The organism is Piscinibacter sp., from assembly GCF_047600445.1.
Lineage (GTDB): Bacteria > Pseudomonadota > Gammaproteobacteria > Burkholderiales > Burkholderiaceae_C > Piscinibacter.
Genome location: NZ_JASGKT010000002.1, coordinates 1,396,569 through 1,419,429, shown reverse-complemented (window position 1 = coordinate 1,419,429; position 22,861 = coordinate 1,396,569). Strand labels below are relative to the sequence as shown.

General features: G+C 71.9%; 23 protein-coding genes. 7 read left to right on the top strand and 16 right to left on the bottom strand.

Going from position 1 to position 22,861, the window contains the following annotated elements; genetic code table 11:
* Positions 1–15 precede the first annotated feature (15 nt).
* Genes QM792_RS10825 through tadA form a run of 3 tightly spaced genes read right to left on the bottom strand, consistent with a single transcriptional unit; the run spans position 16 to position 3,755 of the window.
* Positions 16–2,235 carry an ABC transporter substrate-binding protein gene (locus QM792_RS10825; protein WP_415149882.1) on the bottom strand — a complete coding sequence of 740 codons (2,220 nt, stop codon included), beginning with the start codon at positions 2,233–2,235 and terminating at the stop codon, positions 16–18.
* A gap of 52 nt (positions 2,236–2,287) precedes the next feature.
* Positions 2,288–3,202 (bottom strand): LD-carboxypeptidase, encoded by a 915-nt coding sequence (locus QM792_RS10820; RefSeq protein ID WP_415149881.1) that lies wholly within the window; start codon positions 3,200–3,202, stop codon positions 2,288–2,290.
* Positions 3,177–3,755, bottom strand: a complete 579-nt coding sequence (gene tadA / locus QM792_RS10815) for a tRNA adenosine(34) deaminase TadA (protein WP_415149879.1) — start codon at positions 3,753–3,755, stop codon at positions 3,177–3,179. The genes QM792_RS10820 and tadA overlap by 26 nt, the downstream gene beginning before the upstream one ends.
* A 65-nt stretch (positions 3,756–3,820) precedes the next feature.
* Between tadA and QM792_RS10810 the strand changes: the two genes are divergently transcribed.
* The gene (locus tag QM792_RS10810; protein ID WP_415149877.1) at positions 3,821–4,834 is read left to right on the top strand and encodes a DUF72 domain-containing protein; all 1,014 of its coding nucleotides are present in this window, start codon (positions 3,821–3,823) and stop codon (positions 4,832–4,834) included.
* A 6-nt stretch (positions 4,835–4,840) separates the two neighbouring features.
* Here QM792_RS10810 and QM792_RS10805 read toward each other — a convergent pair whose 3' ends face one another.
* From QM792_RS10805 to QM792_RS10780, 6 genes are all read right to left on the bottom strand, one after another.
* Positions 4,841–5,344: a DUF3016 domain-containing protein gene (locus QM792_RS10805; RefSeq protein ID WP_415149875.1), complete on the bottom strand. Its 504-nt coding sequence runs from the start codon at positions 5,342–5,344 to the stop codon at positions 4,841–4,843.
* 30 nt (positions 5,345–5,374) lie between these two features.
* Positions 5,375–5,914 (bottom strand): DUF2325 domain-containing protein, encoded by a 540-nt coding sequence (locus tag QM792_RS10800; protein WP_415149873.1) that lies wholly within the window; start codon positions 5,912–5,914, stop codon positions 5,375–5,377.
* Complete coding sequence (locus QM792_RS10795; RefSeq protein WP_415149872.1) at positions 5,914–6,738, bottom strand: class I SAM-dependent methyltransferase; 825 nt, start codon at positions 6,736–6,738, stop codon at positions 5,914–5,916. The genes QM792_RS10800 and QM792_RS10795 overlap by 1 nt, the downstream gene beginning before the upstream one ends.
* 12 nt (positions 6,739–6,750) lie before the next feature.
* Positions 6,751–7,665: a ZIP family metal transporter gene (locus tag QM792_RS10790; RefSeq protein WP_415149870.1), complete on the bottom strand. Its 915-nt coding sequence runs from the start codon at positions 7,663–7,665 to the stop codon at positions 6,751–6,753.
* Positions 7,666–7,768: 103 nt separating this feature from the next.
* Positions 7,769–9,421: an acetolactate synthase large subunit gene (locus tag QM792_RS10785; protein ID WP_415149868.1), complete on the bottom strand. Its 1,653-nt coding sequence runs from the start codon at positions 9,419–9,421 to the stop codon at positions 7,769–7,771.
* Complete coding sequence (locus QM792_RS10780; protein WP_415149866.1) at positions 9,418–11,043, bottom strand: FAD-dependent oxidoreductase; 1,626 nt, start codon at positions 11,041–11,043, stop codon at positions 9,418–9,420. Before QM792_RS10780 ends, QM792_RS10785 begins: the two co-directional genes overlap by 4 nt.
* A gap of 121 nt (positions 11,044–11,164) precedes the next feature.
* Between QM792_RS10780 and QM792_RS10775 the strand changes: the two genes are divergently transcribed.
* On the top strand, positions 11,165–11,449 hold the full coding sequence (locus QM792_RS10775) for a hypothetical protein (RefSeq protein ID WP_415149865.1): 285 nt from the start codon (positions 11,165–11,167) through the stop codon (positions 11,447–11,449).
* Between the two features lies 1 nt (position 11,450).
* Here QM792_RS10775 and guaA read toward each other — a convergent pair whose 3' ends face one another.
* From guaA to guaB, 3 genes are all read right to left on the bottom strand, one after another.
* On the bottom strand, positions 11,451–13,034 hold the full coding sequence (guaA, locus tag QM792_RS10770; protein ID WP_415149863.1) for a glutamine-hydrolyzing GMP synthase: 1,584 nt from the start codon (positions 13,032–13,034) through the stop codon (positions 11,451–11,453).
* A gap of 11 nt (positions 13,035–13,045) precedes the next feature.
* A complete protein-coding gene (locus tag QM792_RS10765; RefSeq protein WP_415149862.1) occupies positions 13,046–14,260 on the bottom strand; it encodes an MFS transporter in 1,215 nt (404 codons plus the stop codon).
* A 191-nt stretch (positions 14,261–14,451) separates the two neighbouring features.
* A complete protein-coding gene (gene guaB, locus QM792_RS10760; protein ID WP_415149860.1) occupies positions 14,452–15,924 on the bottom strand; it encodes an IMP dehydrogenase in 1,473 nt (490 codons plus the stop codon).
* A 132-nt stretch (positions 15,925–16,056) separates the two neighbouring features.
* Between guaB and QM792_RS10755 the strand changes: the two genes are divergently transcribed.
* Positions 16,057–16,557 (top strand): DUF4124 domain-containing protein, encoded by a 501-nt coding sequence (locus QM792_RS10755; protein WP_415149859.1) that lies wholly within the window; start codon positions 16,057–16,059, stop codon positions 16,555–16,557.
* A gap of 15 nt (positions 16,558–16,572) precedes the next feature.
* On the opposite strand, the gene QM792_RS10750 is transcribed toward QM792_RS10755, so the two are convergent.
* Together QM792_RS10750 and QM792_RS10745 are read right to left on the bottom strand one after the other, a co-directional pair.
* A complete protein-coding gene (locus QM792_RS10750) occupies positions 16,573–16,863 on the bottom strand; it encodes an RnfH family protein (RefSeq protein ID WP_415149857.1) in 291 nt (96 codons plus the stop codon).
* Positions 16,864–16,867: 4 nt separating this feature from the next.
* Positions 16,868–17,323 carry a type II toxin-antitoxin system RatA family toxin gene (locus QM792_RS10745; RefSeq protein WP_415149855.1) on the bottom strand — a complete coding sequence of 152 codons (456 nt, stop codon included), beginning with the start codon at positions 17,321–17,323 and terminating at the stop codon, positions 16,868–16,870.
* A 47-nt stretch (positions 17,324–17,370) separates the two neighbouring features.
* Here QM792_RS10745 and smpB point away from each other — a divergent pair, with 47 nt between their 5' ends.
* The 3 genes from smpB to QM792_RS10730 all read left to right on the top strand — a co-directional run bounded on the left by smpB (position 17,371) and on the right by QM792_RS10730 (position 19,257).
* Positions 17,371–17,835: an SsrA-binding protein SmpB gene (smpB, locus tag QM792_RS10740; RefSeq protein WP_415149854.1), complete on the top strand. Its 465-nt coding sequence runs from the start codon at positions 17,371–17,373 to the stop codon at positions 17,833–17,835.
* A gap of 8 nt (positions 17,836–17,843) precedes the next feature.
* Positions 17,844–18,551 (top strand): helix-turn-helix transcriptional regulator, encoded by a 708-nt coding sequence (locus QM792_RS10735; RefSeq protein ID WP_415149852.1) that lies wholly within the window; start codon positions 17,844–17,846, stop codon positions 18,549–18,551.
* Positions 18,552–18,639: 88 nt separating this feature from the next.
* A complete protein-coding gene (locus tag QM792_RS10730) occupies positions 18,640–19,257 on the top strand; it encodes a glutathione S-transferase family protein (protein WP_415149850.1) in 618 nt (205 codons plus the stop codon).
* A gap of 8 nt (positions 19,258–19,265) precedes the next feature.
* Here QM792_RS10730 and QM792_RS10725 read toward each other — a convergent pair whose 3' ends face one another.
* On the bottom strand, positions 19,266–20,468 hold the full coding sequence (locus QM792_RS10725; RefSeq protein WP_415149848.1) for a PLP-dependent transferase: 1,203 nt from the start codon (positions 20,466–20,468) through the stop codon (positions 19,266–19,268).
* 10 nt (positions 20,469–20,478) lie between these two features.
* Positions 20,479–21,858: a 30S ribosomal protein S12 methylthiotransferase RimO gene (gene rimO / locus QM792_RS10720; protein ID WP_415149847.1), complete on the bottom strand. Its 1,380-nt coding sequence runs from the start codon at positions 21,856–21,858 to the stop codon at positions 20,479–20,481.
* Between the two features lie 107 nt (positions 21,859–21,965).
* Here rimO and QM792_RS10715 point away from each other — a divergent pair, with 107 nt between their 5' ends.
* Entirely contained in the window at positions 21,966–22,841 is an 876-nt protein-coding gene (locus QM792_RS10715; RefSeq protein ID WP_415149845.1) for a hypothetical protein, read from the top strand.
* Positions 22,842–22,861: the final 20 nt, after the last annotated feature.

Below are 22,861 nucleotides of genomic sequence, written 5' to 3'. Positions count from 1 at the left end.
ATCCCGGGTTTCATCTCAGGCGTAGCCCGGCTTGGCGGTGGCCTGCTGGCGCACGCGGTAGCCGCGCCAGGTGAGCCATACCGCGACGGCCAGCACCAGGGCGATCAGCGCCAGCGGCCAGCGCACCGGCTGGTTCCACTCGGCCTGCTTGGCCACGCGCAGCGCCGGGTCGATGCGGTAGTACTTGGCCAGGTCGCGCACCACGATGGTCGGCTTGCCGTTGTGCGCCCAGGGCTGGAAGGCCAGCGCCACGTAGGGCCAGTAGCCCCAGGCCCAGGGCGCGTCCTCGCGCACGATGGCCACCATCTGGTCGACCACCTTCTGCTTCTCGGGCCCGTCTTCCATGGTCTGCATCAGGCGATAGAGCCGGTCGTACTCGGGGTTGTTGTAGTTGGCCGTGTTCTCGCCCTGATTCGGGTACTTGGCGTTCGGCCCGTAGAGCAGGAAGAGGAAGTTCTCGGCGTCGGGGTAGTCGGCCAGCCAGCCCCACCAGAAGATCTGCTGCTTGCCCTTGAGCACCTTGTCCTGGAACTGGTTGTAGTCGGTGGCGCGGATCTCGAGCTGCACGCCGAGCTTGGCGAACTGCTTGACCATCCAGTCGAGCTCCGACTTGATGTCGGGCGTGGGCGCGCGCTGGAAGTCGTAGTTCAGCACCAGCGGCTTGCCGCTCTTCGCGTCGCGGCCGTCGGGGTAGCCGGCCTCGGCGAGCAGCTTCTTCGCGTCTTCGATGTCGCGGCGCACCGGCTTGCCGTCGACGAGCTTGTGCGTCACCGGGTTGATGCCCTCGGCCGTGCCCTCGCGCGAGCCGAACACGCCCGGCGGCACCGGCCCGTGCGCGGCCACGCCGCCCTTGCTGCGGAAGATGCGGCCGTAGCCCTCTTCCCAGTCGATCGCGATCGACAGCGCCTGGCGTAGCTTGCGGTTCTTCACCTGCTGCTCGGGCGTGTCGCCCTTGCCCACCACCGGGTCGAGCCAGTTGAAGCCGAGGTACCAGTTGTTGATGTCGGTGGTCTGCGGGAACAGGAAGCCGCGCGCCTCGAAGCGGCGCCGCACGTCGTCGGAATCCTCCATGTCGGCGCGGAACTGCACGCCCCACTCGGGCCGCTCGATCTCGGGCACGTCGAGGTAGCCCTGCTTGAACATCTCCTTGCGCGGCACCGCCTCCTTGACGATGGTGGAGACGATGGTGTCGACGAAGGGCATGGTCTTGCCGCAGTCGGCCAGCAGGCCCTTCTCCCTGTCGCCCGGCTCGCCCTCGCACGGGTAGGGCTCGCCGCGGTAGTTGGGGTTGCGCTTCATCACGTGGCGGCGGTCCTGCACGTACTCGGTCATCATGTACGGCCCGGTGCCCACCGGCCATTTCACCAGCGACAGGCCGTTGACGGCCATGCCCGGCTGCGCGTAGAAGGCGTCGGCCTCCCAGGGCACCGGCGCGCTGAAGGTCATCGCCAGCCAGTACTTCCACTGCGGGTACTTGCCCTTGATGCGAAAGCGCACCGTGTGGCTGTCGGGCGCGGTCACGCCGGCCAGCGGCCAGCGGCGGAAGTCGAGAAAGGGCTTGTCCTGGCTCGACTCGGGCAGCCCGGCGAGCAGCTTGGCGTCTTCGCGGCGCACCAGCTCGCCGTACTCCTTCAGGCCGATCACGTACTCGGAGAAGATCGCGAAGATCGGCGTCTCGATGCGCGTGGTGGCGTGGCGCTTGAAGGCGTAGACGTAGTCCTCGGCCACCAGCTCGCGCGTGCCCTGCTTCGCGAAATCCCAGGGCGAGCGCTTGTCGCCGACCTCGCCCGGCTTCATCGCGTGGTAGAGGTACGCGCCCTGGTCGTCCTTCGCGAAAGCCGGGTGCGGCGCGTAGAGGATGCCCTTCTTCAGGTGGATGTCGTAGATGCTCTCGGCGATCTGCTCGGCCGGCGCGTCGTCGGGCAGCGGCCGGCCGGCCTGGTCGACGTAGCGCGGGCGCGCCACCGCCTCGGCGGTCTTCGGGATCAGCTCGTAGGGCCGCTTCAGGTAGTGGTAGGCGTACATCGGCTCGTAGGCCGAGTAGGTGTACGGCGTCTCGGGGTTGCTGTACGACGCGGTCGGGTCGAGGTAGCGCGGCGAGCGCTCGTCGAAGGAATTGAACAGCGTGTTGGTGGCGGCCGCGCCGTCGGGGTACGGGCTGTTGTTGCAGGCGGCCAGCAGCAGCGCCGCCATCGCGGCGATCCGTGCGCTCCAGGCTCTCGTCTGACCGTGCATGCGGCCGATCCCCTTGTCGAAGCCGCGCATGATAAGGGCAAGGGCGCGAGCGTCAGCGCCAGCCGGCGAAGGCGTCGCGCCCCTGCACCGCGAGCTGCACGCGCGCGCCGACCGGCAGCGTCACCTTGGTCGGCACGTGGCCGAAGGGCAGCCCGGTGAGGATGGGGGTTCGCGTCGCGCCGCGCAGCGCCCGCACCATGGTCTTGAGCGAGTAGCCGCGGTCCAGCGGCGACTTCTTCCATTCGGTGAAGTCGCCGAGCAGGATGGCCTTCTGCGCGTCGAGCACGCCGGCCTGATGAAGCTGCAGCAAGGCGCGTTCGATGCGGTAGGGGTGCTCGTTGACGTCCTCGACGAACAGCACGCCGCCCTTGATGCGCGGCCAGTGCGGCGTGCCCAGCAGCGAGACCAGCATCGCGAGGTTGCCGCCCCACAGCGTGCCCTTGACCTCGAGCCCGTCGAAGCCCTCGTCGGTGCGGAAGCCCACCGCCTCCAGCTCGCCGCTCATCGCCTCGCGGAAGCAGTCGCGGGTGACGTCGTCGAGCGCCTCGCCGCCGAAGTCGTAGCACGCCATCGGCCCGGCCCAGGTGACGCCCTTCGCATGCGCGAGCAGGCCGAGCTGCAGCGCGGTGAAGTCGCTGTGGCCGACCCAGCGCGTGCCGCGCTCGACGCTCGCGGCGATCAGCTTCCAGTCGATGCGGTCCAGCAGCCGCGTCAGGCCGTAGCCGCCGCGCGCGGCCATCGCGATGTCGGGCGCCGCGGCGGCGACGCGGTGCAGCGCGGCCAGGCGGGTGTCGTCGTCGCCGCCGAAGCGCTGGTGCCGGGCGGTCGCGGCTTCGTCGACCGACACCCGGAAGCCCAGCTCGTGCAGGCGCCGGGCCGCCAGCCGCAGCGTTGCCGCCTTCGCCACCACGCCGGAGGGCGTGAACAGCGTCAGCGACTGGTCATGGTGATGGTGGTGGTGATGCATCGGGGTGTTCGAGTTCGATCGCCTCGCCGGCGGGAATGGTGTCGGGGGCGTCGGCCTGGCGCTCGCCGCGGCGCTGGCGGTACTGCTCGCGCCGCTCGGCGAAGAACTCGCGCAGCAGCGCGCCGCACTCGTCGCCGAGCACGCCGCCGGCGACCTCGGTGTGGTGGTTCAGTCGCGGGTCGGCGAACAGGTCGACCACCGAGCCGGCCGCGCCGGTCTTGGGGTCGAAGGCACCGAACACCACGCGCTTGAAGCGCGCGTGCATCAGCGCCATCGCGCACATCGCGCAGGGCTCGAGCGTCACGTACAGCTCGCACTCGGGCAGCCGGTAGTTGGCCAGCAGCGTCGCGGCGTGGCGCAGCGCGACGATCTCGGCGTGCGCGGTCGGGTCGTGTTCGGTGATGGGCCGGTTGTAGCCGGTGGCGACGACCTGGCGGCCGTTCGGCCCCTCGCGCACGATCACCGCGCCCACCGGCACCTCGCCGACCAGCCAGGCATTGCGCGCCTGGTCGATCGCCAGGCGCATCGCGGCTTCGTCGTGTCCCCCGCTCATTCGGCGCTGTTCCTTTCCTCGCGGCGCATTCTCGCCGCAAACCCGGGTGGGCTACGCTGCGCGACGTGCAGGACGAATTGTTTGCCCTTCCCGAGGCGCCCAGGCCGCGCCGCGGCGGCGTGGCGGCCGCCCCGGTGGGCGCGGAAATCGCCGCGCTGGCCGCGCAACTGCCATCGAATCTGCGCCTGGGCACCTCATCGTGGAGCTATCCGGGTTGGGACGGCCTCGTCTGGAACGGCGAGTACGGCGAGAGCCGCCTGTCGCGCGACGGCCTGGCCGCCTACGCGCGGCACCCGCTGCTGGGCTGCGTCAGCATCGACCGCTCGTTCTACCAGCCGCTGAGCAGCGCGCAGTACGCCGCCTACGCGGCGCAGGTGCCGGCCTCGTTTCGCTTCATCGTCAAGGCGCCGGCCTCGGTGGCCGATGCCGTGGTGCGCGACGAGAACGGCCGCGCGACGCAGCCCAACCCGCTGTTCCTGGACCCCGGCCTCGCCTGCCGCGAGTTCGCCGAGCCGGCGCTGGCCGGGCTGGGCGAGCGGCTGGGCGCGCTGGTGTTCCAGCTCAGCCCGCTGCCCCCGGCGTGGCTGCACGACCTGCCGCGCCTGCACGAGCGCCTGGGCGCGATGCTGCGCGCCCTGCCCTCGCTGGCCGATGCGCCCGGCGCCGTGGTGGCGGTGCAGGTGCGCGACGCGGCCCTGCTGACGCCCGCCTTCGCCGCGCTGCTGCGCGCGGCCGGCGCCACCTACTGCCTGGGCCTGCACGCGAAGATGCCGCCCATCGAAGACCAGTTGCCGATGCTGCGCGCGCTCTGGCCCGGCCCGCTGGTCTGCCGCTGGAACCTGCACCGCCGCCACGGCGCCTGGGGCTACGAGAAGGCGCGCCAGCTCTACGAGCCCTACACGCGCATCGCCGACGCCGACATCGACACCCGCCGCGTGCTCGCCAAGGTGGCATTGGCCACCGCCGACGCCGGCCAGCCGGTGTGCATCGCGATCAGCAACAAGGCCGAGGGCTGCGCGCCGCTGTCGGTGATCGCGCTGGCGCAGGAGATCGCGGCGCGGCGCGCAGGCGCGGCCTGACCGGGGCTACTGCGGCGCGGCGAAGCGCTTGTCGAACCAGTCGTCGAGCATCGCCTTCTCGTAGCGCAGCCGGTCGCTGGCCGGATAGCGGTTGAAGCCCATCAGGAAGCTCAGGTCGGTGAGGCGCTCCTCGGCCTGCGCCGCCACCTGGCCGCCGCGGCTGAGCGTGTAGCGCAGCTTGATGCGCGGCGCGGCGATGTCGCGCACGATGCGCACGTCGGCGCCGCGGAAGCGGAACGGCTCGAAGTGCCCGGCCAGGTCGATGTCGAGCACCTCGATGCGCAGCGTGTCGCCGGCCGGCAGGCTGCGTTCGGCCAGGCGCTGCAGGTGCTGCTCGATGTCGTGCATCACCTCGGCGCGGTCGCGCTCGCTGGCCGGCGAGCGCGAGTAGCCGGCGTCGGTGTAGGTCTCGGGGTGGACGAAGCCGACGCTGAACTCGGCGGCGCCGGCCGTGGCGGCGGCCGCGGCGAGCAGGCCGGCGGCTGCGAGACGAGAGAACTGGTGGCTCATGGCACGCTCCTCGAATCCGAGACGGCGATCTTAGTTGCTCGCCGGCGCCTTGTGGATGCGCACGATGCGCAGCGCCTCGGGCTGCTCGGCCAGCACGCAGGCCTTGCCGGTGCGCCGGCAATGGTCTTGCACGCGCCAGAACGCGGCGTGGCTCAGGCAGCCGGTCTGGCAGATCACCAGGTCGGCGGCGCGCAGGCTGGCTTCCAGCGCCTCGGCATCGTCGGGCGGCGGCAGCACCGTGGCGGCCGGCGGCTCGCCGCGCGTGCGCTCGCGCATCAGCTCGCGGTTGCGCGCCAGCAGCGCCTCGACGTGCCGCGCCAGCCTCACGCGGCGCGGCAGGCCGGGGATGGCCTGCTCGAGCGCGGCCAGGTCCTCGCGCGCCCAGGCGAGCGCGGTCTCGCGCACGATCAGTTCGGCGCGCAGGCGCACGGCCTGCGCATCGAGCCGCTCGATGCGGCGCGCCTGCGCCAGCAGTTGCTCGCTGCACCGCGACTGCACGCGCCCGTAGTCGCGCATCAGCGCGCGGTGCTCGCGCGCGAGCTGCTCGAAGTCGCGTGCGTCGATGCGCATCAGTTTTCCGTGTCGGTCGCGTGCAGCTCGTAGAGCGCATAGAACGGCACGCCCAGCACGGCCCGGAACAGCGGCCCCATCCACTGGTACGGCCAGCCGTAGCCCTCCATCACCGGGTGCGCCGCGGCGAGGCGCAGCCGTGGCGACGGCGCCGTCAGCTCGGCCGGGCGGCGCGGCCCCCAGTGGAATTCGGCCTCCGTGTGGCGCACCGACGGATGCTGCTTCGCGCGCCCCGCCGCCAGCCAGCACATCGCGTCGAAGGCGAAAACCGATTCAGCCGGCGCGCGCTCGCCGAAGGTGCGCAGCACCGCCTGCACGACTTCGGGCTGCAGGTACATGAAGACGCCTTCGGCGAACAGGAACACCGGCGCCTCGCCGCGCTGCGCAGGCAGGCCGAGCGCATCCCACCAGCCGGCGTCGGCGAGATTCACTTCACGCAGCACGTGGCGGCCACCCGCGGCCGGCAGCAGCGCGCGGCGGATGGCGAACACTTCGCCCAGATCGGCATCGGTCATGTGCGCCTGGCCGTTGTCGAGCCATTGGAAGTAGTGCGCGAGACCGCAGCCGAGGTTGACCACGTGGCCGGCCGGATGCCGCGCCAGGTAGGCGCCGGCCAGTTCGCGGAAGCGCCGCGTGCGCGCCAGCACGCCGTAGACGCTGCCGCGGTCGCGCAGCCACAGCGCGCCGTCGTCGCCCAGAGCGGCGAGCAGGCGCGCGGCGTGCGCGTCGTCCACCGCCACCGAAGGAAACAGCGCATCGCCGAGCGCGCGCGCCGCCAGCGGAATGCGCAGCGTCGAGGGCACGGCCGAGAGGCATTCATGCATGGCGGGCAGACCTCAGCCCAGCGCGGTGTCGAGCATCATCATCAGCACGAAGCCGACGATCAGCCCGGCGGTGGCCGAGGCCTCGTGCCCCTTGCGGTGCGACTCGGGAATGATCTCGTGGCTGATCACGTAGAGCATCGCGCCGGCGGCGAAACCCAGGCCCCAGGGCAGCAGCGCGGCCGAGTAGCCGACGATGGCCGCGCCCGCCACCGCGCCGAGCGGCTCGACCAGCCCGGACGCGATGCCCAGCCCCACCGCCACGGCGCGCCGGTAGCCGGCACCCAGCAGCGCGGCGGCCACCACCAGGCCTTCCGGCACGTCCTGGATCGCGATGCCCATGGCCAGCGCGTTGGCGCGCAGGCCGTCGTTGCCCGCGTAGCCGACGCCGATCGCCAGCCCTTCGGGCAGGTTGTGCAGCGCGATGGCGATGACGAACAGCCAGGTGCGGCGCAGCGTGCGCGCCGCCGCGCCCTCGCGGCCCTTGATGAAATGCTCGTGCGGCAGCAGCCGGTCGAGCGCCAGCAGCGCGACGGCGCCGGCGACGATCGCCAGGCCCACCACCGCGCCGGCCGACCACGGCCCGCCGCCGAACACGCCGGCCGCGCGCGCCGCCTGCAAACCCGGGATCACCAGCGAGAACGCGCTGGCCGCCAGCATCACGCCGGCGCCGAAGCCGAACAGCGTGTCCTGCACCCGGTCGGACAGGCGCTGCGACAGCAGCACCGGCAGCGTGCCCAGCGCGGTGGCCAGCGCCGCCGCCGAGCCGCCCAGCAAGGCGCCGGCGACGACCGGGTCGCCGCGCAGCGCGCGCCAGACCTGGAACAGCAGGATCAGCGCACCCGCGCCCGCGATCGCCAGGCCCAGCCAGGTGCGCCAGCGCCAAGTGGTGACGGCGGCGTCGGGTGCGGCGAGGTTCGGTGGCAGCATGGCGTCGATTCTACTTGAGAATAGTTCTCATTCAATGAATCGACACGAAACCCTCCCCATGCGCGGGGTGACGGCGGGAGACCCGCCGCCCTTCAGCGGCGGCTCAGGGCGCCACTTTGCGCTTGATCGCGCGCGCCACCGCCGGCGGCAGGCTGCCCAGTGAAGCCAGCAGGCGCGGCAGCAGCCGCAGCCGCAGGCCGGAGAAGGCGCTCGGCACCACCGCTTCGATCAGGTGCGGCCCGCGCGTGCGCAGCGCGTGCTCGAGCGCGGCGACGAAGTCCTCGGCGCTGGTCGCGCGCACGGCCGGCACGCCCAGGCCCTGGCTCATTTGCACGAAGTCCAGGCCGGGCCGGTCGAGATCGAGCTGCGCGCGCGCCTTCTCGCCGCTGCCCTGGGCGCCGACACGCTGCAACTCGACGTTGAGGATCGCGTAGGAGCGGTTGTTGAAGACCACCGCGATCACGTCGAGCCGCTCGCGCGCCATCGTCCACAGCGCCTGGAGGGTGTACATCGCCGAGCCGTCGCCGCACAGCGCGAGCACCGGGCGGTCCGGACAGGCGATGGCCGCGCCCACGGCGGCCGGCAGGCCCTGGCCGATCGCGCCGCCGGTGAGCGTGAGCACGTCGTGGCGCGGCGCGCCGCGCGTGAAGGCGCTCAGCAGCACGCCCGAGGTCTGCGCCTCGTCGACGACGATGGCGCGCTCCGGCAGCATGGCGCCTATGGCCTTGCAGACCTTCTCGGCGCTGAGCTTGCCGCGCGGCCGGCCGGGCCGCTGCGGCGCCTGCAGCGCGGGCTGCGCATCGCCGGCGCCGAGGCGCTGCGCGAGCGCGGCGAGGCTGGCCTCGGCGTCCTGGTCGAAGCGCGCCAGCGTGTGCACCTCGCAGCCCTCGGGCACCAGGTCGCTCTTCTTGCCCGGGTAGGCGAAGAACGACACCGGCGCCTTGGCATCGACCAGGATCAGGTGGCGCAGCCCCTGCAACTGCACGGACGCGAACTCGGCGAGGTAGGCGATGCGCTCGACGTGCGGCAGGCCCGCGCCGCGCTCGATGCGCGTCGGGAAGACCTCGGCCAGCAGCTTGACGCCGCAGCGCGCCGCGATGCGCGCCGCGGCCAGCAGCGCGGGTTCGCGCAGCGCGCGGCCGCCGAGCAGCAGCGCCGCCGGCGCGCCGCTGCGCACCGCCTGCGCGATGGCGGCCAGCACCGCGTCGTCCGCCGCCGGCACCGGCGCGGGCGGCGGCGGCGCGGCGGGCACGCCGCCTTCCGACCACGACACGTCGGCCGGCAGGATCAGCGTGGCCACCTGCCCCGGCGGACCCAGGGTCGCGGCGAGCGCCTGCACCGCGTCTTCGCACAGCGCGGCGGTGGAGGCCGAGGTGCGCACCCAGCTCGACACGTTGCGCGCCACGGTCTCGATGTCGGATTGCAATTGCGCGTCGTGCTTGACGTGGTAGGTGGCGTGGTCGCCCACGATGTTCAGCAGCGGCACGCGGCCCTTGCGCGCGTTGTGCAGGTTGGCCAGCCCGTTGCCCAGGCCGCAGCCCAGGTGCAGCAGCGTGGCCGCCGGCTTGCCGGCCATGCGCGCGTAGCCGTCGGCCGCGCCGCTGGCCACGCCTTCGAACAGCGTCAGCACGGCGCGCAGGCGCGGTTCGTGGTCGAGCGCGGCGACGAAGTGCATCTCCGAGGTGCCGGGGTTGCTGAAGCACACCTCGACGCCGGCGTCGGCGAGCGTCTTGATCAGGGCCTGGGCGCCGTTCATGGGGTCGTCTTGCCTTGGGTGATGGAAGCGGCGGCGGCTTGCGCCGTGAGGATGCAGCCGGGCAGAAAAGTGCCTTCCAGCGAGCGTTTGCCGCTGGCGCCGCCGCCGCCGAAGCCGGCGGCCTCGCCGACGCAGTACAGGCCGCTGGCCGCGCTGCCGTCGGCGCGCAGCACGCGGCTTTGCAGGTCGGTCTGCAGGCCGCCCAGGCTCTTGCGCGTGATCAGCTGCACCTGGATCGCGATGAAGGGCCCGGCGCCCTTCTTCTGCAAGGGTGCCGGCGCGCAGGTGCGCAGCCGGTCCGGCCCCCACTGGCGCGCATGCAGGATGCGGCGGATCTGGTCGTCGTTGGCGAGCGCGAGATCCTTGCCGGCGAAGTTGGCGTCGAAGGCGTCGGCCGTCGCCTGCAGCACCGCGGGGTCGACGTCGCTGCTCTGCGTCAGCGCGTTCATCTGGCGCGCCAGGCCGGCCAGCGTGTCGTCGACCAGGAAATGCGCGCTCTCGCGCTGCATCTGGCGCAGCAGGCGGTGATTGCCGAGCACGGTTTCGCGCACGAAGTGCAGGAACTGCTTGTCGCGCAGGCGCTGGTTGTGCTCGGCGCCCGAGATGGCGAACTCCTTGGCGGCGATGCGCCGGTTCAGCAGGTGCCAGGTCCAGGGCTTCTCCTGCGCGGCGACGCGCTGGCAGAGCTCGTGGGTGTCGAAGCCGGTGACCAGCGGCTCGGGGCCGATGCGCCGCCCGCGATGGTCCAGCCACAGCGCCGACTTGCAGGGAATGGTGGACAGCCCGTGGCCGGGGAAATGCGGCTGCGGATGCGGAAAGCCGGCGGCGTAGTTCCACATCTCGCCGGCGTGCGTGACCTGGCCGCCGAGCTGTTCGGCCGCGAAGCGATGCAGCCGGCCGTCGGCGAACGGGTGCGCGCCGTTGAGCATCGTGGCCGGACGCGGCCGGCCGGCCGGCCAGTTGGCGATGGCCTGCTCGGTGGAGCCGTTGAGGCCGCCCATCGCCAGCACCACCACCGGCGCGTCGACGCGCACGGCGGCGCCGCTCGCTTCGTCGATCGCCTGCACGCCCGAGACGGCGCCGCCGCCGTGCTCGATGGCCGTGACGCGGTGGCCGCTGAGCAGCGCGAGGCGCCCGCCCGCGTCGGCCGCCTTCATCGCCGCGATCATGCGCCGCGCCAACTCGCGCGAGCTGCCCCACAGGATGTGATAACGCGGCACGCTGTTGCCCTCGCCCTGGAGCCCGCGCTCGACCCAGTTGACCGCCGGCAGGAACTTCAGGCCCTGCGCCACCAGCCAGTCGTACACCTGCGCGCGCGAGTGCTGCACGTAGTGCTCGGCCCAGCGGCGCGGCCAGACGTCGGCATCGGACAGCTCGGCGAAGCTCAGCCAGTCGCGCAGCGCGCGTTCGGGCGAATCGGGGATCTTCATGCGCCGCTGCAAGGGCGTGCCCACCAGCGCCATGCCGCCGAAGGCCCACAGCGCGAGGCCGCCGAGGCGCTCGGGCGTGTCGCGGTCGATCAGCGTGACGCGCAGGCCGGCGCGCAGGCACCCGGTGGCGGTGACGATGCCGGCGAGGCCGCCGCCGGCGACCACGACATCCGATTGAAGCGCTTGGGGCACGGTGGGGTTCCTCGGATCAGTTCGCCCAGCGCCTCCACCTGCCGCGGCGCACGCGGAGAATTGTAGTCACGGGCCGGCACGGCCCGGCTCGCTTGGGGTAGCCTGGGCGCGCGCTCGATTCGTGCTCGGTCGAATCGAAAAAGAAACTTGGGGGGATGTGATCCAGGTCTTCATCGCCAGCCTGTTGGGCTTCGTCGCGGGCGCCGTCGCCGGCTATGTCGTGCTCATGGTCGGCTACAGCGTCTATACCGGTTTATTCAAGATCCATGATCACGACGGCGGCGGAGCGATGGCGATGGGCCTGGTGTTCGGCCCGATCGTGGGTCTGATCTGCGGCATCGTCGCCGCGGTCTTCTGCGGCTCGCGAGCGGCGCGGTCGTCTGGCGTCGGGGAGCGCGAACCCTGAATCACTCCCACTCGATCGTCGCCGGCGGCTTCGAGCTGACGTCGTAGGTCACGCGGTTGATGCCGCGCACCTCGTTGATGATGCGCCCCGACACCTTCTTCAGCAGCGAATACGGCAGTTCGGCCCAGTCGGCGGTCATGAAGTCACTGGTCTGCACCGCGCGCAGCGCCACCACGTGGTCGTAGGTGCGGCCGTCGCCCATCACACCGACGCTCTTGACGGGCAGGAACACCGCGAAGGCCTGGCTGGTCAGGTCGTACCAGCTCTTGCCCGAGTGCTCGTCGATCGCCATGCGCAGCTCGTCGATGAAGATCGCGTCGGCGCGGCGCAGCAGTTCGGCGTATTCCTTCTTCACCTCGCCGAGGATGCGCACGCCCAGCCCCGGGCCGGGGAACGGGTGGCGGTACACCATCTCGTGCGGCAGGCCGAGCGCCACGCCCAGCTCGCGCACCTCGTCCTTGAACAGGTCGCGCAGCGGCTCCAGCAGCTTCAGGCCCAGCGTCTCGGGCAGGCCGCCGACGTTGTGGTGGCTCTTGATCGTGGTCGCCTTCTTGGTCTTGGCGCCGCCGCTCTCGATCACGTCGGGGTAGATCGTGCCCTGCGCCAGCCACTTGGCGGATTTCAGCTTCTTCGCCTCGGCCTGGAACACCTCGACGAACTCGCGGCCGATGATCTTGCGCTTGTGCTCCGGGTCGCTCACGCCCTTCAGGTGGCCGAGGAACTGCTCGCTCGCGTCCACGTGCACCACCTTCGCGTGCAGCCGGCCGGCGAACATCTCCATCACCATCTGCGCTTCGTTCAGGCGCAGCAGGCCGTGGTCGACGAACACGCAGGTGAGCTGCTCGCCGATGGCGCGGTGGATCAGCGCCGCCGCCACGCTCGAATCGACACCGCCCGACAGGCCCAGGATCACCTCCTCGTCGCCGACCTGCTCGCGGATCTTCACCACCGCCTCGGCGATGTGGTCGCGCATCACCCAGTCGGGCTTCGCTTGCGCGATCTCGAGCACGAAGCGCTCCAGCAGCGCGCGGCCCTGCAGCGTGTGCGTCACCTCGGGGTGGAACTGCACGGCGTAGTAGCCGCGCGCCTCGTCGGCCATGCCGGCGATCGGGCAGCTCGGCGTGCTGGCCATCAGCTTGAAGCCCGGCGGCAGCTCGGTGACCTTGTCGCCGTGGCTCATCCACACCTTGAGCATGCCGTGGCCCTCGGGCGTGGCGAAGTCCTGGATGCCGGCGAGCAGCTTCGTGTGGCCGCGCGCGCGCACCTCGGCGTAGCCGAACTCGCGGTGGTCGCTCCACTCGACCTTGCCGCCGAGCTGCGTGGCCATGGTCTGCATGCCGTAGCAGATGCCCAGCACCGGCACGCCCGCGTCCCACACCGCCTGCGGCGCGCGGAGCTGGTGGTCTTCGTAGGTGCTGGCGTGGCTGCCGGAGAGGATCACGCCCTTGGGCGCGAAGGCGCGGATGAACTCGTCCGACACGTCGTTCGGATGGATCTCGCAGTAGACGTGCGCCTCGCGCACGCGCCGCGCGATCAGTTGCGTGACCTGCGAGCCGAAGTCGAGGATGAGGATCTTGTCGTGCATGGCGGTCGAAGTCAGGCCGTGGCCGCGGCGTGCGCCGCGGCGCGCTGGCGGCGGAAATGGAGGAAGGCGATGGTGGCGCCGGCGGCCTGCAGCAGCGCGCAGAAGAAGAACGGCAGGCCGATGCGCATGTCGCCGCGCGGCAGGTGCGAGACGATGCCCAGCAGCGGCGCGGCGATCACCGGCGCGACCACCGCCATCAGGCTGGTCAGCGAGGCCACCGAGCCGGCGGTCTGGCCCTGCGAGTGCGCGTCGGCGGCGTTCGAGACGATGCTCTGGATGGCCGCCTGCGCGCCCGCGCCGATCAGCGTGCCGACGACGATCACCACGAGCAGCATCCAGCCCTCGGTGGCCAGGCCGAAGCCGAGGTAGGTCAGCGCCGAGCCGACCAGGCCGATGCTCGCCAGCCGCTGCGGCGAGAAGCGCTTGAGCAGCACGCGCAGCAGCACGCCCTGCACCAGGAACGACATCACGCCGACGACGAACAGCGACCAGCCGTTCTCCGCCGGCCCCCAGCCGAACTTGAAGGCGTTGTGCAGCACCCAGCTCGAATGCAGCGTGAACTGCGCGAGCTGCGCCAGGCCGATCACCACCACCAGCGGGCCGACGCCTTGCAGCGCGCCGAGCTGCCTCAGGGCCGAGAACGGGTTGGCGCGTTTCCACTCGAAGGCGCGGCGGCGTTCGGCGGGCAGCGACTCGGGCAGCACGAAGTAGCCGTACAGCCAGTTCAGGATCGCCAGCGCGCCGGCGGCGAAGAACGGCAGCCGGACGTCGACGGCGCCGAGCAGCCCGCCCATCATCGGCCCGAGGATGAAGCCCAGGCCGAACATCGCGCCGAGCAGCCCGAAGCGCCGCGCGCGCTCGGCCGGCGCGCTGATGTCGGCCACGTAGGCATTGGCCACCGCGGCGTTGGCCTGCATCGCGCCGCTGACCAGGCGCACCGCGATCAGCATCCACAGCGCGGTGGCCAGCCCGGTGACGATGAAGCTGATCGCCAGCCCGCTCAGGCCCAGCAGCAGCACCGGCCGGCGGCCGTGGCGATCGGACAGCGCGCCGAGGACGGGCGCGGCGAAGAAGTTGGCGATGCCGAAGGCGAAGGCGACCGCGCCGAACCAGAAGGCCTGCGCGGCGGGCGAATCGGTGAACTGCCCGACGATCAGCGGCAGCACGGGCACGATCAGGCCGATCGCGACCATGTCGAGCAGCACCGTCACCAGGATGAATGGCATCGCAGCCGTCCTGACGGCCCCTGGTCGTGCGGTTACGCCCGACGATCCCCCGAGGGGAACGACGGCCGCGGCTCCATGCCCGCCTGCGCGGGCATGGACGGCCGGAGTGCCGGCCCCGTCTCGGGGCCGGCGGGGGCCGGCTTGGGGCGGCCCGGCGCTCGGCCCGCGATCGCTGTCGGACATCGCGGCCGTCACTCCGCGCGGTAGTTCGGCGCTTCCTTCGTGATCTGCACGTCGTGGACGTGGCTCTCGCGGATGCCGGCCGCGGTGATCTCGACGAACTCGGCCTTGCTGCGCATCTCCTCGATGGTGGCGCAGCCGCAGTAGCCCATCGCGGCGCGGATGCCGCCGGCCATCTGGAAGATGATGGACACCAGCGAGCCCTTGTAGGGCACGCGGCCCTCGATGCCCTCGGGCACCAGCTTGTCGGCGTTCGGGTTGGCGGCCTCGTCGTTCTCCTGGAAGTAGCGGTCGGCCGAGCCGGCCTTCATCGCGCCGATCGAGCCCATGCCGCGGTAGCTCTTGTAGCTGCGGCCCTGGTAGAGGATCACCTCGCCGGGCGCCTCTTCGGTGCCGGCGAACATGCCGCCCATCATCACGGTGTGCGCGCCGGCCGCGATGGCCTTGGCGATGTCGCCCGAGTAGCGGATGCCGCCGTCGGCGATCAGCGGCACGTCGGAGCCGGCCAGCGCGCGCGCGACATTGTCGATCGCGGTGATCTGCGGCACGCCGACGCCGGCGACGATGCGCGTGGTGCAGATCGAGCCCGGCCCGATGCCGACCTTGACGCCGTCGGCGCCCGCCTCGGCCAGCGCCAGCGCGGCCGCGCCGGTGGCGATGTTGCCGCCGATCACCTCGACCTGCGGGAAGTTGCGCTTGACCCAGCGCACGCGTTCGATCACGCCGTGGCTGTGGCCGTGCGCGGTGTCGACGATCAGCGCGTCGACGCCGGCCTTCACCAGCAGCTCGACACGCTCCTCGGTGCCCTCGCCCACGCCCACGGCGGCGCCGACGCGCAGCTTGCCCTGCACGTCGCGCGCGGCGTTCGGGAAGCTGGTCTGCTTGGTGATGTCCTTCACCGTCATCAGGCCGCGCAGTTCGAAGGCGTCGTTGACGACCAGCACGCGCTCCAGTTTGTGCTGGTGCATCAGCGCCTTGCCTTCTTCGAGCGAGGCGCCTTCGCGCACCGTGATCAGGCGCTCGCGCGGCGTCATGATCTCGCGCACCGGCACGTCGAGCCGGGTCTCGAAGCGCAGGTCGCGGTTGGTGACGATGCCGACCACGCGGCCTTCGTCGACCACCGGAAAGCCGGAGATGCCGTGCTGTTTGGAGAGTTCGATCACGTGGCGCACCGGCACGCCCGGCGAGATGGTGATCGGATCCTTCAGCAACCCGCTCTCGTAGCGCTTGACGCGCGCCACCTCGGCCGCCTGCTGCTTCGGGCTGAGGTTCTTGTGCACGATGCCGATGCCGCCCTCCTGGGCGATGGCGATCGCCAGGCGCGCCTCGGTGACGGTGTCCATCGCGGCGGACACCAGCGGCAGGTTCAGGCGGATGTTCCGGGTCAGGCGCGTGGCGAGCGTGGTGTCGCGCGGCAAGACCTGGGAGAAGGCGGGCACCAGCAACACATCGTCGAAGGTGAGCGCTTTGCCGAGAAGGCGCATGAGGCGGGCTCCAGACGCAAAAGCGGATTATAGGGAGCGTGCAGCAGCGCACGTTTCGTGACCGTTCGCACGGCGCGCGCGCGGGTGCCGCCGCTACACTGTGGCGCAATGCCGCCTGCCTCTCGTCGCACCATGATGCGTTGCCGTCTCGCCGCCCTCGTGTCCATCGCCCTCGCCGGCGCCGTGCTGGCCCTGCCCGCCGCGGCGCAGTGGAAGTGGCGCGGGGCCAATGGCCAGATCCAGTACAGCGACCTGCCGCCGCCCGCCGGCGTGGCCGAGAAGGACATCCTGCAGCGCCCGAGCGCCGCCACCTTGCGCGCGGCCGCCCCCGCCGCCGCGCCGGCCGCCTCCGCGGCGTCGCAGCCGGCCGCGGCGGTCGACCCCGAACTCGAAGCCAAGCGCAAGAAGGCCGAGCAGGACGCGGCGGCCAAGACCAAGGAAGAAGAGCAGCGCGTCGCCGCCGCCAAGGCCGACAACTGCAAGCGCGCGCGCGAACAGCTTCGCACGCTCGAAAGCGGCATGCGCATGGCGCGCATCAACGAGAAGGGCGAGCGCGAGGTGCTCGACGACAAGATGCGCGCCGACGAGGTGAAGCGCGCCCGCGACGTCGCCGGCGCGAACTGCGCGCAGTAGAGAGTCGGCCGCCTCTCAGCGGCGCCGCGACGCCGCCGTGCCGCGATAGCGCTGCCGCCGCGCCTCTTTCGGGTCCACCTGCAAGGCACGGTAGATCTCGACGCGGTCGCGCTCGCGCAGCGGATGTGTCGCCGGCTGCACCCTGCCCCACACGCCGAGCTTCGCGCCGGCCAGGTCCAGCCCCGGATGGCGAGCGGCCATGCCGCTGGCGCGGATCGCGTCGGCCAGCGTCGCGCCCGGCGGCAGCTCGACCGTCACCTCGTCGACTTCGCCCGCGCGCGGGCTGTAGGCCACGCTGACGCGCATGCGCTCAGCGCTCGCCGTGGATCTCTTCGGCGCGGCGCACGAAGGAATCGACGAAGGTGTTGGCGACACGGTCGAACACCGGGCTGACGACGGTTTCGAGCGCCTTGCTGCTGAACGCGTAGCGCAGCTCGAACTCGATGCGGCAGGCCTGCGCCGCGTCGTTGCCCGGCATCGCCAGCGGCACGAAGCGCCACAGGCCCTCGAGCAGCGAGAACGGGCCGTCGACCAGGTCCATCTGCACCGAGGCGTCGCTCACGTGCGTGTTGCGCGTCGTGAAGGCGTGGCGCACGCCGGCGTAGTGCAGGTGCAGCCGCGCGGTCATGCCGCCGTCGTGCTGCTCGATCACCTCGGCGCGTTCGCACCAGGGCAGGAACTTCGGGTAGTCGGCGATGCCGGTGACGAGCGTGTACATCTCGTGCGGCGAGTACCACAGCAGGACCGACTTCTTCACGTGCTTCATACAATCGCGCGATTCTATTGGCGGCCCCCGGCCGCACCCGCCCTTCCATGCCCATCGCCGAAAACCGCCGCGCCCGCTACGACTACCACATCGAGGAGCGCTTCGAGGCCGGCATCGTGCTCGAAGGCTGGGAGATCAAGGCGATCCGCGCCGGCCAGGTGCAACTGACCGACGGCTACGTGGTGATCCGCGACGGCGAGCTGCACCTGATCGGCTGCCGCATCAACGCGCTGCGCAGCGCCTCGACGCACGTGCATCCCGAGGCCGACCGCACCAAGAAGCTGTTGATGCACAAGGAGCAGATCCGCCGCCTGATCGGCAAGGTCGAGCAGAAGGGCTTCACGCTCGTGCCGCTGGACCTGCACTACAAGGGCGGACGCGTGAAGGCCGAGATCGCGCTGGCCAAGGGCAAAGCGCAGCACGACAAGCGCGAGAGCGAGAAGCAGAAGGACTGGGAGCGCGAAAAAGGCCGCCTGATGCGGCACAAGGTCTCGGGGCCGGGCAAGGACTGACAGCCGCGATGAAGCCGCGCGCCGCCCGCCTGCTCGACCTGCTCGACGCGCTGCGGCGGCAGCGGCGCCCGGTCAGCGGCGCGGCGCTGGCGCAGGCCCTGGGCGTCAGCCTGCGCACGCTGTACCGCGACATCGCCACGCTGCGCCAGCAGGGTGCCGACATCGCCGGCGACCCGGGCGTCGGCTATGCGCTGCGGCCGGGTTTCCTGCTGCCGCCGCTGATGTTCGGCGCCGACGAACTCGAAGCACTGGTGTTGGGCATGCGCTGGGTCGGCACCCAGGCCGATGCCGAACTGGCCCGCGCCGCCGACGCCGCGCTGGCGCGCATCGGCGCCACGCTGCCGGCCGAGCTGCGCCTGGCCGTCGAGACCAGCGGCCTGTTCGTGCCGCGCCCGCGCGATGCCGCGGCGCCGGAGCCCTGGCTGCCCGCGCTGCGCCACGCCATCCGCGACGAGCGCGCGCTGCGCCTGGACTATGCCGACGCCGCCGGCGCGTCCAGCACACGCATCGTCTGGCCCTTCGCGATGGCCTTCTTCGGCCCGTCGACGCGCGTGTTCGCCGCCTGGTGCGAGCTGCGGCGGGACTTCCGCCACTTCCGCGCCGACCGCGTGCGCACACTGGAAGACACCGGCCAGCGTTACCCCGTGCGCCGCCATGCGCTGATCCGCCGCTGGCGCGCGCAGATGCAGGAGAAGGCGGCGTCCCGCCCGTCGTGAATCGACGAAGCGACGACTGCTGACAGCGCCTGTCAGCAGCCCCGGCCTACAGTGCACCGGCCATCCACTTCCATTTTGGAGACACGCCATGAGCACCGCGCCGCTGACCCTGTACACCCACCCCATGTCCCGCGGCCGCGTGGCGCGCTGGATGCTGGAAGAAACCGGCCTGCCCTACCAGGCCGTGATCCTGGACTACGGCAGCACGATGAAGACGCCCGACTACCTGGCGATCAACCCGATGGGCAAGGTCCCGGCGCTGCGCCACGGCGACACGGTGGTCACCGAGAACGCCGCCATCTGCCTGTACCTGGCCGACCTGGTGCCCGAGAAGCGCCTTGCGCCGCCGCCCGGCAGCGCCGAGCGCGGCCCCTACTACCGCTGGATGTTCTTCCTGGCCGGCCCGCTGGAAGCGATGCTGACGGCCAAGGCCAGCGGCACGCTGGCGCCCGCGTCGAGCGCCGGCTACGGGCGCGAGCAGGACACGCTGGACACGCTCGAAGCCGCCCTGCAGGGCCGTGCCCACCTGGCCGGCGAACACTTCAGCGCGGTGGATCTCTACGCCGCGGCCTGCCTGGGCTTTTACATGCGCATCGGCCAGTTGCCGGCGCGCCCGGCCTTCAAGGCCTTCGCCGAGCGCCACATGGGCCGGCCGGCGGCGCTGCGCGCCGCGGAGATCGACAACGCGCTGCTGCCCAGGCAGTGAGCCGGTCGTCATGGCGGCGGCAGGCCGGCCAACGCCTGCGCGAGGTCGGCGATCAGGTCGTCCACGTCTTCCAGGCCGATGCACAGGCGCACCAGCACACCCTGGTAGGGCTGCGGCAACTGGCGCATCGCGCGGGCCTGATAGGGCACGGCCAGGCTGACCGGGCCGCCCCAGCTCCAGCCGATGCGGAAGCGCCGCAGGGCGTCGACGAAGGCGTCCACCTGGGCGGCCGTGTAGCGCGCGTCCATCTCCAGCGTCAGCAGGCCGGCCGCCGCGCGGCACAGGGCCCGCCAGTGGGCATGGCCGGGCGAGTCGGCATGCGGCGGGTGCAGCACGCGCCGCACCTGCGGCTGCGCGGCGGCCCAGCCGGCGATGCGCCGCGCCGCGGCGTCCTGCGCGTGATAGCGCAGCGGCAGCGAGGGCAGCGCGCGCAGCACGGCCTCGACGTCGTTGGCGCCGACGCCCAGGCCCAGGCGGCTGTGCGTCCAGGCCAGGCGCTCGTACAGCGCGTCGTCGCGGCAGGCGATGGAGCCCATCAGCACGTCGCCGCCGCCCGAGGGGTACTTGGTCAGCGCGTGGATGGTCAGGTCCACGCCCTGGCCGCCGGGCAGCTCGAAGGGGTCGAAGGCCAGGCCCGCGCCCCAGGTGTTGTCCAGCGCGATCACGGCCCGCGGCGCGCGCTGGCGCACCCGCGCGACCAGCGCCGGCAGGTCGGGGAACTCCAGCGTCACCGAGCCGGGCGCTTCGAGCCAGACCAGCTTCACGTCCTCGCCCAGCGCGGCGGCCAGCGAGTCGGGCTGCATCGGGTCGTACAGGCGGTGGGCGATGCCCCACTGCGCCAGTTCGTGGGCCGAAAAACTGCGGTTCGGTTGATAGACGTTGTCGGGCAGCAGCAGCGCGTCGCCCTGCCTGAGCAGCGCCATGTCGACCACCGTGATGGCCGACAGGCCGCTGGGCGCCAGCAGCACGTGCCGCGCGTGCTCCAGCGTGGCCAGCCGGGCCTCCAGCGTGAAGGTGGTCGGCGTGCCGTGCAGGCCGTAGGTGTAGGCGCTCTTGTCGACCCAGCGGCGCGCGCGCAGCTCGGCCACGCTGCCGAAGAACACCGTCGAGGCCTTGTGCACGCCGGCCAGCGGCGATTCGAACTCGCCCGGCGCGCGGTACGGGTGGTGGATCAGGCCGGTGGCGACGCCTTCGTCTTCGGGTTGGCTCATGCGTTGGTCCTCAGATCGCCTCGCCGACCAGGTCGTGCCCCTCGGCGGCGATGATGCGCGCGCGCGTGAACTCGCCGACCTTCAGCGTCTTCGACGCCTTCTGCGGCGCCAGCAGGCGCACGCGGCCGTCGATCTCGGGCGCGTCGGCGTAGCTGCGCCCCACCCCGCCGCGGCGGCCCAGCGCCGGCGCCTCGTCGACCAGCACCTGCATGGTCGCACCGACACGCGCCTGGAGCTTGCGCGTCGACACCGCCTCGGCCACCGCCATGAAGCGCGCGCGGCGCTCCTCGCGCAGCTCGGGCGCGAGCATGCCGGGCAGCTCGTTGGCGGTGGCGCCCGGCACCGGCGAATAGGTGAAGCAGCCGGCGCGGTCGATCTTCGCCTCGCGCACGAAGTCGAGCAGGTGCTCGAACTCGGCCTCGGTCTCGCCGGGAAAGCCGGCGATGAAGGTGCTGCGCACCACCAGCTCGGGGCAGGCCTCGCGCCAGCGTTGCAGCCGTTCGAGGTTCTTCTCGCCGCTGGCCGGGCGCTTCATGCGCTTCAACACGTCGGGGTGCGAATGCTGGAAGGGCACGTCGAGGTAGGGCAGGATGCGGCCGCCGGCCATCAGCGGCAGGATCTCGTCGACGTGCGGGTACGGGTAGACGTAGTGCAGCCGCACCCAGGCGCCGTGGCGCTCGGCCAGCACGGCGAGCTGTTCGCACAGCTCGGTCATGCGCGTCTTGACCGGCTTGCCATCCCAGAAGCCGGTGCGGTACTTCACGTCGACGCCGTAGGCGCTGGTGTCCTGGCTGATCACCAGCAGCTCCTTCACGCCCGACTCGAACAGGCGCTGCGCCTCCGAGAGCACGTCGCCGACCGGGCGCGACACCAGGTCGCCGCGCATGCTGGGAATGATGCAGAAGGTGCAGCGATGGTTGCAGCCCTCGCTGATCTTCAGGTAGGCGTAGTGCCGTGGCGTGAGCTTGACGCCCTGCGCCGGCACGAGATCGACGAAGGGGTCGTGCGGCTTGGGCACGTGCACGTGCACCGCGTCCATCACCTGCTGCGTGGCGTGCGGGCCGGTGACGGCCAGCACGCTGGGATGCATCTGCCGCACCAGGTTGCCGCCGCCCTCGCCCGACTTGGCACCCAGGCAGCCGGTGACGATCACCTTGCCGTTCTCGGCCAGCGCCTCGCCGATGGTGTCCAGGCTCTCCTTCACCGCGTCGTCGATGAAGCCGCAGGTGTTGACGATCACCAGGTCGGCGCCGGCGAAGGTCTTGGAAGTGTCGTAGCCCTCGGCGCGCAACTGCGTGAGGATCAGCTCGGAGTCGGTCAGCGCCTTGGGGCAGCCGAGCGAGACGAAGCCGATCTTGGGCGTGGCGGCGGGGGTGGCGGTTTCGGTCATCGCCCGATTTTCGCCGACATGGCCTTGACCGGTCCGGGCCGCTCACCGATGCTGCGCGCGTCCGCACAAACGCCTGATCCTTTCGAGCGCAACCACGACTGAACGGCATGAAGACCTCGCATTGTTTCCACGCACTCGCCGCCGCGGCGCTGCTGGCGGGTTCGCTGGCCGCCGCCGCCGCGGTGCCCGGCGGCTTCGGCGGCGACTGGCGCATCACGCATGCGCGGCCCCTGCCGCGAGCTTCCGGCGCGCCGGGCGTGCCGGCCGCCGCCGCGCCGGCGGACCGGGTCGGCCAGATCGTCGGGCTGCGCGAAGACCGCCTGCTCGGCCCGGCGCCGCTGGCCTGCGCGCCCGCGACGATGAAAACGCTGGCCGTGCCGGCTGCCGGCCTGTTCCAGGGCGGGCTGCCCGCCGGCAGCGACCCGCGCGAACTCGGCCTGGCCCGCGGCCCGGTGCCCAGCCTGCGCGTGGACTGCCCGAACGCCAGCTTCGACTTCCACCGCGCCGACGCGCAGACCCTGCTCGTCGCGCTGGACGGCCGCGTCTGGACGCTGTCGCGCGCGCCCGGCGCGCTGGCCGCCGACGGCACGCCGCAGGCCACCGTGCAGCGCCTGCTGGAAGCGCACTTCGCCGGCAACGTGGCCTACACCGAAGCCGGCTTGCAGCGCGGCGCGGGCTGGCTGACGCCGGCGCTGCTCGCGGGCCTGCAGGCCGAGTTGACGCGCGCGGCGCAGGCGGATGAACCGCCGGAGATCAACGGCGACCCGTTCACCGACACGCAGGAGGCGCCGGCACGCTTCGCCGTCGGCGCGGCCCGGCTGCGCGGGGAGCGCGCCCGCGTGCCGGTGCGCTTCGCCGACGGCGGGCGCAGCCACACGCTGCACTACGAACTGCTGCGCACTCCCGAGGGCTGGCGTGTCGACGACATCACCGACCGCCGCGGCATCCGCCTGCGCGCGCTGCTGCCCAAGCCGGCCCGATGAGCACGCCCGCCCTGCACGCC